Genomic DNA, 12,238 nt, shown 5'->3' with positions numbered 1-12,238 from the left:
ACATGGGGTACTTGTATATTATCGGGACCATCCTGTTCACTGTCTACGGACAATTAATGTTGAAATGGCGGATCGAAAAGTTCGGGAGCCTTCCGCCTGGAGCGATAGACAAAGTGTTTTTCCTGCTTCAGCTGCTTTTAGATCCCTTCATTTTGTCAGGTTTTTTTTCCGCGTTCATCGCTTCGATCTTTTGGATGGGGGCGATGACGAAATTTGATATCAGCTATGCCTACCCATTTATGAGTTTATCTTTTGTTTTGGTATTCCTGCTTTCCGTCTTTTTATTTCAAGAGCCTGTTACGGTGCAAAAAGTAGTCGGACTTAGCTTTATTGTTATAGGAATAATCATTACCAGCCAATCTTTGTGAGGTGGTCGACTTTGATCCCATTTAATATTCCGTGTATTACTGGAAAAGAAGAAACGTATATTCATCAAGTGTTGAGTAATAAAAAGTTTTCTGGCAATGGCCCATTTGGAGAAAAATGCAAAGACTGGCTGGAATGGAGGTTGTCTAGTAAGAAAGCATTATTGACCCCTTCTTGTACAGCAGCATTAGAGATGGCTGCACTGTTAGCCGATCTGAAGGCCGGGGATGAGGTCCTTATGCCTTCTTATACGTTTGTTACAACAGCTAATGCTTTCGTGCTAAGAGGAGCGACGCCTGTATTTATAGATATCGATCCTCAAACGATGAATATAAATACGGATTTGATCGAACAAGCGATTACTCCTCACACCAAAGCCATTGTGGTCGTCCATTATGCTGGTGTAAGCTGTGATATGGATAAAGTGATGGACATTGCCGAAAAGCATGGTTTGTTTGTAATCGAAGATGCTGCCCAGGCGCTGTTAAGTACATTTAAAGGCAAGGAGCTTGGAACGCTGGGTCACTTTGGCACGTTCAGCTTCCATGAGACGAAAAATTATACTTGTGGAGAAGGCGGGGCCTTACTGATTAACGACAGCCATTACATCGAACGAGCGGAAATCATACAGGAAAAAGGGACCAATCGCTCCCAGTTTAAACGTGGCCAAGTCAATAAATATACATGGCAAGATATCGGTTCATCCTATTTACTGAGTGAGCTGAACGCAGCATATCTACTGGCCCAATTGAGAACAGCTGATACGATTTACGAAGACCGGATGGAGTCATGGAACCATTATGCAGAGGGCCTGCAGCCATTGATAGAAAAGGGGAAAATTGACGTACAGCAAATTCCGGACGAATGTCAGCATAATGCCCATATGTTTTATATAAAAACTGCAGATTTGGAAGAAAGAGAAGACTTGCGGGCATACCTTGATCGTAAAGGAATAATGGCGGTCCCCCATTATGAGCCTCTCCATTCGTCTCCGGGAGGAGAAAAATACGGCAGGTCCGCTGGCGGTGAGCCGCTTACTAAACGCGAAGGAGAAAGACTTTTAAGACTGCCTCTCTATTATGGGATGGAATCAGAGGATGTGGGTTATGTGGTTGAACATATACAAAAGTATTTTAAAGAATAAATGGCTGATCCTCTCATGCCTTATTATTGCAGTGTATCTCATGCCTTATTATCTGCTTGGAGAAGAGACGCATATCCGTGTGCATGACAATTTGGATTCGAATATTGTTTGGTATAAGCTTTTGGCAGAAAGCGGACAGATTTTTGCCTCGCCAGGGTCGACCTTGCCAAACGTCATCAATGGTCTGCCCCGAAGTGCGTTATCTTCAAGTATGGATTTGATGGTATGGCTTTATGTTTGGTTTGAGCCTTTCACTGCCTATACCATGAACCAGACGATTATGCGATTTGCCGCCTTTTTCGGTATGTATGCTCTGCTTAATTTTTTATTTAGAGAAAAGGGTGATTTTGATTTACCGCGGGTAAAATGGATTTCTGCAGGGGTATCTTTGGGGTATGCACTTTTGCCCTTTTGGCCCTCTGGAGCGTTATCAATTGCCGGTTTGCCTCTTGCATTGCTCGCGTTCCTCAAGGTACGGAAGCATGGCAAAAGAACGCCGGTCGGTTATTGGTTCATTATAGGGCTGCTTCCTTTTCATTCAAGCCTCATTCTTACTTTTATATTTTTCCTTGGGTTGATGGGAATCTTATGGCTGTTTGACTGGATAAAAACGAAACAGATGAACCTCTTATTTCTGACCGCTATCATCAGCATGGGAATGATTTATTTAGGGAAAAATTATTTGCTTCTTGCCGGCATGTTTATGGAAGATACGTTCACCCCACACCGGGTTTCCTTTGATCTTGGACATAAAAGCTTTGGTGATACACTTCAGCTGTTCAGCAAAAATTTCATTTGGGGCCACACCCATGATATAAGTTTGCATCAAAAGGTAATTCTCCCAACCGTGATTATCGCTTTTCTAATCGCCTTTTATAAGAAAATCACCTTTCATTCTCTTGCCTTTGTGATGACACTCAATATGCTTTTATCCTTTTGGTATGCCTTGTGGTACTGGGAAGGGTGGAGGCTGATAAAGGATCAATGGATGCTTTTGAACGCCTTTAATTTCAGTCGCATACACTTTCTTAGTCCATTATTATGGTATTTGGCGTTCGCGTTTGCTCTGATTATCCTTGTGAAGCAGATAAGATGGGGGATAGCAGTGGCCGTGGTCCTCATAGGTATTCAGATCAGCCTGCTTTTCCAATTGAATGAGGAAACGAAATATAAAGAAACCGGAACACCTACCTTTGAAGAATTCTACTCGGAAGACCTTTTCCGGGATATTAAAAGTTATGTAGGTAAAGCCCCTTCTGAATACCGTGTGGTAAGCGTCGGCATGCACCCGACCATCGCACAATATAATGGCATGTACACATTGGACACCTATAATGTAACGATTCCTTTATCGTATAAAAGACAGTTTCGTGAAATTATTGCCCCAGAGCTTGAGAAGAATCCCCGGCTTAGGAATTACTTTGACGGTTGGGGCAGCAGGCTGTATATGTATGTCGCCGATTTAGGAAAAGATTATATGTTTTCTAAAAATAGTACGCAGGTGATTAAACAGCTTGAAATCAATACGAAGATATTAGAGGAGATGGGGGGCGATTATGTTATATCCGCTCTTCCTATCGCGAATCACCGCCATATCGGTCTCGAATTAGAGAAAGCTTTTGAGAATGACAGATCCCCATTGAAAATCTATTTATATAAAGTAAACCCATAAAAGACCCCTCAAACATTTATGGTGTTTGAGGGATTTTTATATCGGCTCTAAATTTGGGTGGGGTAGATAGGAAAATTGGTATAAAAAACACGCGAGATTCAATCTTTAATTGCCTAGAAACAAGCATTTGCTGACTAATGATTCTACTTTAAGGCAGTAGGATGAAATATTTTAATAGGGTCATTTACTCTAGGAAAGTGAGTGCAAAAAGTTGTAAATAAACTCAAAAGAAGGATAAAATTGGAAGGTAAATCACGAAATAAAAAACTTCCTTATTGTAGTTAAGGAAGTTTTTTAACATTCAAGTTATTGAGTTGAGAGAAGATATTGTTTAAAATTCTTATTTTTGAACAATGATTTGTTTGTTAGCCATTCCAATGTAATTATTGTGGCCAGAATCCGAATATAGTGTAACCTCTACCAAATAGGCATCAGAATCTCTTCCACCTGCTGTGTAGTCTCTAATTCTACCAATATCAAAATACTTGGTAGGGGTTCGGTAACTAAAATATCCACTAAATGCCTGGCTAGTGGCGCTATGCCCCCATTGATCTAAGATTTCCATTTTATAGTACAATGTCCCACAGCCACTTGATGTTGCCCAGGCATCAACTGTACTAGCATTTGGGCCATATACACCGTAATCAGAATGCACGGTTACAGTACAGCTACCATTCTTATATGATGCGGCATGAGCTTCATTCGAAGGAACAAATGCAAATACGCCTAGTATCATAAGAGTAATCCCAACGAAAGGTAAAATCTTTTTCATCTTTTCAATCCCTTTCTTTCTGTGAATTTATATCAATATTAACATTTATTGGAATATAAAACTATAGTTTTCCAAATTTCGCAAGTGAGGTTAAAAACAGTGGTGTTAGGAGGCTTTTAATAGATTCACTTTCCCAATTGTTTAGCATCTTCTCGAATGTTACTTTCAGGTTATATTAAACTCGGAGAGAGTAGTAATCAAGACTTCAACAATAAGGGCAATTCTTGAACAAAGGAACCACCTTCGGTTTTATGTTTAAGGTTAGCATTAGAAGAAGAAATACAGATAAAGCATAAATTAAAAAAGGACTGCGAAAGGTCCTTTTCTAATTATCAATTACTATGTATGTGTTCTTTTGCATTTTTGGAAGAATGATCCAGCCCTTTCCTTATTTAATCGGAGAGCTTTTGCCCCAACTTGTGCTTTACTCATATGGAATGACCAAATAACATGGCAATATCCTCAAGAGTGGACTGACCCATGGCTTAGCTGAATGCATGAATGATCGGGGGAGATAGAAAGGGGGCAACCTTGACTAAAGGGGGTGAAAGTGATCCTTTTTTACAAGTATAAGGAGTGGTTAAATGGAGTATGCACTGCTGTTTGGCATCTTATTAACCCTATTACCGTTAGCAACTATAAGAAAGATCAAAGGAGAAAATTGGTTTCAGAGAGTATTGCATATAGGTTGTTTATTAGTAGGAATGATTCTATTACTTGGCTTCGCTATCCAATTCACAGATTTTATAGGTGAATACTAAATGCGCAGTTTCAAATCAGTTCGTTAATCTTTAACTTGAAACCTCAATAAACCGGGGGCGCTTTTCTATTATATTTGCTTAAGAAATTAATCTTATTAAACAAACTATTCCGTAGTAGATATTTCTAATGGTAAAGAGGTGTAAGTGGGGAGGTTAACAACGTGCCAACTTGCCAAAATTGTAAAAATAAATGGTCTTGGTCTCAGACAATGAAGCAACAAATGAAGTTGAAGTCTAAAATCACGTGTGATTATTGTGGGAAAAGACAGTATTTATCTGAAAAATCTCAATTTAAACATGCGGTTCTTTCATTCATGGTTATGCTCATTTTAATTTGGATTTTTAATAAATCAGATGCAGCATTTGTTTTGAATATAGTCTTCTTTATTATTGGTATTACCGTGATGAGTATACCTTCTCCATTTTTAACGGAGTTATCTAATGAGAAAGAGCAACTATAAATTCTTCCAGATCAAGTCTTACGGTAAGGAAGGCAATTGAATTGTCAATATGGACGATCGCTTTTCCACTAATGAAGCAGGTTGATGGAAGAAAATTAAGGAGTGAGTGAGCATTGAATGTACTAAAAATGGTAAATTACATCCTGGCTGCCATTGGGTTTGGTCTGGGGTTCTCTCATTTATTTATTAATGATGTTCAAATACCATCAAATATATTTATCCTTTTTTTGTTCATTTTCTTTTTCCTAATGGGAATTGAACAAGTTAAGGGAAATCAACGTAAAAGAGGGTATTTATATATTTTTATGGCTGTTATTTTATCTTTATCAGCGTTAAAAGATTTGGTTGGCTTTTTATAAATGATGTTGCCCCTTACTTAAGCTAAGGGTGAATTAGTTTAAAGTTTGTTGCAAGATATCTCGGATCAAGTTTTCCAGTTCTATAACAAAGCAAATCTAAGAAATAAGGTTTTCGTAACATATCATTCCAGGTATATGGAAGAGTTTTATCTCGCAACAAACAATAGCTGATAATTCTGTCGTTTAAAGACTAAAAAGAGACAACTATTGGTTGCGCTTTTTTAGGAACGATCATATTAAGATAGTAGATTCCTTGGAAGCAGGTAATATCTTCAAAACGTAAAGAGTTATTAGTAATGCTCCATATTGTAGCAAGGTATCTCGGTTTCGTGTCGAGGAATAGGAGGTTTTACTGCAGAAAAGACCAATAATTCACGAAGGTACTTTAACAAAAAACAACCACCAAAGTGGTTGTTTTTTCGGTGTTTAAATAAGAAGGTTCCATATGTATTTTATCCCATTCCATAATGCTATACCTAAAATTATTACAAGTATAAGTTTAAGAGTGTTTTTCATCATGCACCTCCAAAGCTTTGTATATGTCTTACGGAAAAAGTTTCTAAAAGTTTCATTTGATTGAATGGCATTTATCGGTTCGACAATTATACGTGATATTTCTCGATTTTGAGTCTTTAACTATAGGAGCTTAATTTCCAATAAGTGATAAATGTCCTTTTTTATCATGTAGGTAGCTGAAACCATAGGAAGTTAATTTCGTATAATTGATATAGAGTGTATAGGGGGGATAGCTATTAGTAGTAAAAAGAATTTTAAGTTAAGTTATGGGAATTTTCATTATTTAGTAGCTATAGTAGCTCTAGTTTCTTGAAGTATGAAGTTATGAAGTTTTATTGAAACGGTTTAAGGAAAGGGGAAGTAAATTGAAACAACTTCTTGTGAAATTCATCTATTTTACTTTCACAATAATAAATTTTCTTGTTTTATGGAAAGTAGTGGGGGGAATTTGGGAGGCGTTTGTTCCATTAAATTATATAACGAATTTATTTGCCCTTATAATAGTAATACCGATAATGATAGCGGTATCATTTATATTTTCCTTTAACATTTAAAATCATAAGACATTCTTGGTAAAACATTTACACTTTTTTGATGAAAATAAGGATGCCCCCTTGAACTCAAGCCTTCAGGTTTAGGGGCGAAAGTTGCAGTGGCTATGATTTATAGTGCTAACGGAGCAGGTTATTATAGAAGAATGGAGGGATACGATGTTACATAGCTTTAACTTGTCTGGAATAATTATATTAATCATTGCTATCATTCTAGCAGCTGTCGCTTTAAGGAAAGTATTTAGTAAGAAATAAAATTGTTAAAGTAATGGGGGTTCGTACCATAGGGATAATATCGTTTTTAATGCATTTGAATAATATTAGAAGGTAAAGGGATAGGACATCTTTTTTTATCTAGAGAAAATCACCCTTCAAATGACTTACTTTTTCACCCATAAATTTATTTGTAAATTAGTAATCGTCACCTCTATGAGAGGGTCTTCTTTTAAATCAATATTTTTCATTTGGTTTGGAGGAAATAAATAAAATCCAAATTGATCCCCATCGCGGTAATTTAACCCAGAAGATCCAGAAGGAGATAACTCATAAGGTTCGCCTTTATACGTTGCTTCGGCTTCCGCTTTGAAATGAGTGGTAAAACTGTTATTATTACGTGCGTGTTCCAAACCAGAAATTAATGTCGCACCACCCGAGTCATAACTTCCACTTGATCTGAAAGTTACTTCGTATTCTGAATCACTATGTGTTACTTTCGTTACATAAATTTTATTTTCACTATCCTCAAAAAGCACTTTTCCTTCATTACTCTCTATATCACTTAAATCAATTTCCACGGTATATTTTCCTTCCTTAGGAAAGGTCTTATGATAATAATCCTCTATGTTACTAGTTATATAGCTGATACCTTTGGATTGTAACTTAATGCCTTCGATTATTCGCGGTATCAGCAGGATGCCAATTGCCACTATTGCCATGAGGATATATAACGTATTTAAATTAAATATTCTTTTTCTCATCATATCTTCCTCCTCATAAAACCCAATGATAATCTATTAAAACTAACAGGGTCTGTAAAAACCTTACGTCCATATTACCATAAAATTACAATGGTTTATGGTTAGTTGTTAAGACATGGGGAAAACGATCATAGATTAGTAATCGGGTTAAATTTACGTAAGTAATGATGTTTACACATAAGGAATATCTCCATGGATTGCTATTTCCATGGTGGTAGATACTTGTTTTCTTCAATCAATGAAACTATTATCATCATACATTTCTTAAACTTCTTGATAGGCTTACAATGAACTAAATAACCAGTTACGGTGGATTAGAGCGTTTCATTCAAGTCTTCATGAAACGGGGCATTAATTCAACATCTACTCGAAGGTGATCCTATGAGTAAATAGTGAATTAAGGAGGGGAGCATGTCAAAGTTGGATTTAGTGAAATTCAAAGAAAATGACTTCAAAGAAGGAAGAAAATGATCTATTCATTTCGGGTGAAGGTTTATGCAAACCAACTGATATAAATAGAAGAATTTATAATGAAAAAAGGTGGGATTCGAATGAAGCAACGGTTCCGTGTAGGAGAAGTGGCCAAACTATTCCAACTCTCTACTTCGACACTTCGTTACTATGATGAGATTGGGCTTTTCCAGCCAAAATATATAGATACTGACACTCGTTATCGTTACTATACCATTGAACAATTTGTCGTACTTGATACCATCATCTTCTTGAAGAAAAACGGTTTTTCCATGAAGGATATCCGGCAGCAGCTGGAGCATCGCACCCCTGAAAATACGAAAGGTCTGCTGGAACGAAAGCTTGGAGAAGTGGAGGAAGAAATGGAGCGGTTGAAGAAGGTTTCCGAGAAAATCAAAAACAAAATTTCTACGATCGAAGAGGGACTTTCGCTTAGCGCCACACCTTCGTTGGTGTATCGCCGCTTTCCAGAACGTGCGATTTCTTATCTGTATAATGATACGCCGATCGATTTGATGAAAGAAGCGGATGCATTGTATTTAAGGGACTTAGAGGATCTCTCTTCAGCCGGAGTCGGTTATGATGGATTTTTTACTGGCGATTTTGGGACTGTTGCCGAAATAGATAGCCTTAATAAAGAAGGGGCTGTAAAATATCGAGCTGTCTTTGAATTGCTTCAACAAGAGAAGGAAGGTTTAAAGACATCATACCTGGATCCGGGGACGTACGCTTGTTATCCACATCACGGACCATATGAAACGATCAAATCCAGCTATTCCTTTGTCTTAAAACGTCTACAGGAAGATGGCTATCGAATGACCGGGGCCCCACTCGAAATAGCCATGCTCGATGAGTCAGTTACCCAGGATAAAACAGCCTTTGTAACCTGGATTCAAATCCCGGTGGGTGAAAAGGATTGACCTTCAAGCTACTTGAAGGTTTATACTTTCTCTTGTGAGAAATTGCAGGAGGAATTATAGATGAATGGAACTCATGAAAGTTTAAAACATCAACCAGTTAAAAAAGTGTTTTTTCAATATTTATTTCCATCTTTATTAGGGATGATGCTGATGTCGGTGAACATCCTGATCGATGGAGTTTTTGTTGGTAACGGGGTAGGATCTGAAGGGCTTGCTGGAGTCAACCTCGCTATGCCAGTGTTCTCGCTGATTTTCTCAATCGCACTATGGATCGGTATCGGTGGGGGGACCATATATTCGATCCGTATTGGAGAGGAAGATAGGATTAAGGCGAGAAGCGTATTCTCGCTAGCCGTTGCCAGTTCATTGGTGCTTTTGCTCGTCATCGGAGTCATCGGTTACTTTAACGTAGAGGTGATTGCGAATTTGCTTGGAGCAAACGCCTCTACCCTTTCCCATACCGTCGACTACTTGAAGGTTCTTTTTCTGCTCGGTTGGCTGATTTCTGTACAGCAGTTGCTCAGCATCTTCGTTCGCAATGATGGAAGCCCGACTTTGGCGATGTTCGCTCTTGGCATGACAGCAGTCGTAAATATTGGGTTGAATTACTATATGATTTTCATTCTAGAGTTAGGTGTTTTTGGCGCGGCGCTTGCCACTGTCCTCGCAAGCGCCGTCGGGTTACTCGTTCTCTTGCTCCACTTCTTCAAAAAGTATTCAAATTTGAGGAAGCTTTCCTTCCAATGGTCATGGCATACGCTTGGAAGCATTTTCTCCATTGGGTTCCCGAGCTTCCTTGCAGAAGCAGGAGTTCTTGTCTTTGTTGCCGGTTACAACCTGGCGATTGTCGGCTTGCTTGGTACGGAAGGTGTCGCCGCTTTTTCAGTCGTTAATTATTTGCATGGCTTCATGTTTCTATCGTTTTTTGGCATAGAGTCAGCACTGCAGCCGATGATCAGCTACTATCACGGAGCGAAAGAAAAAGTCCGTATCAAAGAGAGTGTGAAGATTGGTGAGAAGGCAGCATTCACGCTTGGGGGGATTCTCCTTATCACCGGTCTGCTCGCTGCTCCCTTTCTCGTTTCACTCTTTGGACTTGACTTAGAAGAAGTTCGTAAATTGGCAGTTCAGGGAATTCGGTTGTTTTTCGTCGGTTATCTTTTCATTGGGTTTAACTTCGTTTACATGACTTATTTTCAGTCCATCGGCGAAATTCGTCCATCGGTTATCATCATTCTATTAAGAAGCTTTGTTTTTATCTTGATCCTGCTATGGGGACTGCCAAAACTCATAGGCATCGCTGGTGTCTGGCTCGCACTCCCGCTTGCGGAAATGATGGTTGCTTTGCTTCTCTTCTTTTTCACAAGAAAACATGTGGTAGGCAATATTTATAAAGCCAGGTTTTTACTTCGGTAGAGGATGCTTTAGTGGAATTTTTTCTTGTATAGTAATCTGCTGAAGTAGAAAGGTTATTAAACCTAACTTAAACTCAAGTATTAAAGAATAGAGGCGATTATCCAAGAGAGGATGATCGCCCATTTTTGGTTTAGAAGCCGTTTATGAAAATAAAAGTGCACTTATTATCAAAGGAGTAGGTTGAAACGGAGCAAATTTATGTTATCTGTCTATCGTCAATCCTCCGAAGTAATTCAACTTGTTATTGATCAACGATTAAAAAAGGAATCGAGTTAGGTATCATTCTATTGTTTGTGATGCAAATCCATTCTACCCTTATAGGTTGGGGCTTATTAGGAAATGAAATGATTATAGCGACTCTTATTTTACACATCGTCTACAGCGGGATCCCATTTCCAAATCCAGTATTATTTCCTATGAATCCAGCGAGTACTATATGGCCCTTTTTTTGCTCATGCATCATACTTAAAGTACACTTTAAGTTAAAACGTGGTAATTGGGATCCTGCCTGAACCTGAGCGTTCAAGTGGTAAAAGGCGTGGCTGGTAGAGGGATTTAGTAACCATCGAAAACTGGAAACGCATGGCGGAATGGAAATGTTTTAGAATTAGAAGAAAAGAAGAGACAAATGGATGTGATGATCCAAAAGGGATTATCCTGTAAATGTCTAACATGGTCCGATTGTTATGATCAAATCAAGGAAAAGGGTACCTGTATATAAGAAAAGGGGGAGACGAGTGTTTACTAGAGAAAACCTTGAAAATAATCAGGTGTGGTTTTATATGATTAGTTTAATAATAGCAACCATATTTGGTTTTCTCACGCCTTTATACGCTGAAAGTTTAGGATCGTTAATTTCTGCCATTATTGCATTGTTGATGTATAGTATGTTTTCTCAGATTCCATTTACGTCATTGAAAAAAGCATTTGGAGATCCAAAATACTTGAAAGCCTTACTAACAATTAATTTTATTATTGTACCTATCGTGGTTTGGCTGTTATCTCAATTTTTGCCCGAGAGTCCAACACTGTTGATCGGTTTTTATTTAGTACTATTAACTCCTTGCATTGATTACGTCATCGTGTTTACTTCTTTAGGTAAAGGAGATGAAAAACTAGTTTTAACCGCTACTCCCCTTTTGTTTATCACGCAAATGTTATTTCTACCCGTGTATTTGTGGGTGTTTATGGGGAGAGAGGCTGCAGGAATTGTGGAGCCTCTACCATTTTTTGAAGCGTTTTTTGGTTTGATTATTATACCTCTTGGGGTTGCTTTATTATTACAACTCGTAGCGAAAAGGGGAGCTTTGGGAACAAAGGTATTGGACGTTTCTGCTTGGTTACCTGTTCCTTTAATGGCTTTGACTCTTTTTATCATTGTGGCTTCTCAAATCGTTAAATTGCCTACATACGTGGACCATGTGATAAAAGTGATTCCTTTATACATTGTTTTTATGTCGATAATGCCCATCATAGGTAAATATGTAGCCACATGGTTTAAATTAGAAACGAAGTCAGGTAGGGCACTCATTTTTAGTGGCTCAACAAGGAACTCACTAGTTGTTCTACCACTTGCTTTAGCTCTACCTGAGATAGGGAATGTGGTTGCCGCTGTTATTATTACCCAAACGATCATAGAACTAATAAGTGAACTTGTTTACATACGCGTTGTACCCAATTTTTTATTGCGTGATAAATAAAGGGATAGATGGGCAATCCTTAAGAAAGAATTGGTGTTTGTGGCTGTTCAATAACAAGTGCCACGCTACACTTTTGTTATTTTACCTTGATATAGAGTCTTTGATAAATTGAAGGGGGATGAGGTGACTAATCTTGGAAAAACAAAGCTTTT

10 protein-coding genes are annotated in these 12,238 nt (G+C 38.1%); 8 read left to right on the top strand and 2 right to left on the bottom strand.

The window, feature by feature from the left end; all coding sequences use genetic code 11:
- Positions 1–2 precede the first annotated feature (2 nt).
- Genes BLW54_RS15350 through BLW54_RS15340 form a run of 3 tightly spaced genes read left to right on the top strand, consistent with a single transcriptional unit; the run spans position 3 to position 3,182 of the window.
- Positions 3–368, top strand: coding sequence for an EamA family transporter (locus BLW54_RS15350; RefSeq protein ID WP_074735641.1), 366 nt, complete (start codon positions 3–5; stop codon positions 366–368).
- A gap of 11 nt (positions 369–379) precedes the next feature.
- Positions 380–1,510 (top strand): dTDP-4-amino-4,6-dideoxygalactose transaminase, encoded by a 1,131-nt coding sequence (gene rffA, locus BLW54_RS15345; RefSeq protein WP_074735639.1) that lies wholly within the window; start codon positions 380–382, stop codon positions 1,508–1,510.
- Positions 1,473–3,182 carry a DUF6044 family protein gene (locus BLW54_RS15340; RefSeq protein WP_074735637.1) on the top strand — a complete coding sequence of 570 codons (1,710 nt, stop codon included), beginning with the start codon at positions 1,473–1,475 and terminating at the stop codon, positions 3,180–3,182. Before rffA ends, BLW54_RS15340 begins: the two co-directional genes overlap by 38 nt.
- 340 nt (positions 3,183–3,522) lie before the next feature.
- On the opposite strand, the gene yqgA is transcribed toward BLW54_RS15340, so the two are convergent.
- Entirely contained in the window at positions 3,523–3,954 is a 432-nt protein-coding gene (gene yqgA / locus BLW54_RS15335; protein WP_074735635.1) for a cell wall-binding protein YqgA, read from the bottom strand.
- A gap of 922 nt (positions 3,955–4,876) precedes the next feature.
- Here yqgA and BLW54_RS15330 point away from each other — a divergent pair.
- Together BLW54_RS15330 and BLW54_RS15325 are read left to right on the top strand one after the other, a co-directional pair.
- Positions 4,877–5,176 carry a TIGR04104 family putative zinc finger protein gene (locus BLW54_RS15330; RefSeq protein WP_074735633.1) on the top strand — a complete coding sequence of 100 codons (300 nt, stop codon included), beginning with the start codon at positions 4,877–4,879 and terminating at the stop codon, positions 5,174–5,176.
- 113 nt (positions 5,177–5,289) lie between these two features.
- Complete coding sequence (locus BLW54_RS15325) at positions 5,290–5,535, top strand: hypothetical protein (RefSeq protein WP_074735631.1); 246 nt, start codon at positions 5,290–5,292, stop codon at positions 5,533–5,535.
- A 1,447-nt stretch (positions 5,536–6,982) separates the two neighbouring features.
- Here the strand turns inward: BLW54_RS15325 and BLW54_RS15315 are convergent.
- Positions 6,983–7,582, bottom strand: a complete 600-nt coding sequence (locus BLW54_RS15315) for a hypothetical protein (protein WP_244153527.1) — start codon at positions 7,580–7,582, stop codon at positions 6,983–6,985.
- Between the two features lie 548 nt (positions 7,583–8,130).
- On the opposite strand from BLW54_RS15315, the gene BLW54_RS15310 reads away from it, so the two are divergent.
- The 3 genes from BLW54_RS15310 (at position 8,131) to BLW54_RS15300 (ending at position 12,086) form a co-directional block, all read left to right on the top strand.
- Positions 8,131–8,970, top strand: a complete 840-nt coding sequence (locus BLW54_RS15310) for a MerR family transcriptional regulator (protein WP_074735625.1) — start codon at positions 8,131–8,133, stop codon at positions 8,968–8,970.
- Between the two features lie 60 nt (positions 8,971–9,030).
- On the top strand, positions 9,031–10,386 hold the full coding sequence (locus tag BLW54_RS15305) for an MATE family efflux transporter (RefSeq protein ID WP_074735623.1): 1,356 nt from the start codon (positions 9,031–9,033) through the stop codon (positions 10,384–10,386).
- Positions 10,387–11,123: 737 nt separating this feature from the next.
- A complete protein-coding gene (locus tag BLW54_RS15300; RefSeq protein WP_074735621.1) occupies positions 11,124–12,086 on the top strand; it encodes an arsenic resistance protein in 963 nt (320 codons plus the stop codon).
- Positions 12,087–12,238: the final 152 nt, after the last annotated feature.

The organism is Halobacillus karajensis (genome assembly GCF_900108515.1).
Classification (GTDB): Bacteria; Bacillota; Bacilli; order Bacillales; family Halobacillaceae; genus Halobacillus; species Halobacillus karajensis.
This window is presented reverse-complemented; position numbering and strand designations above follow the sequence as displayed.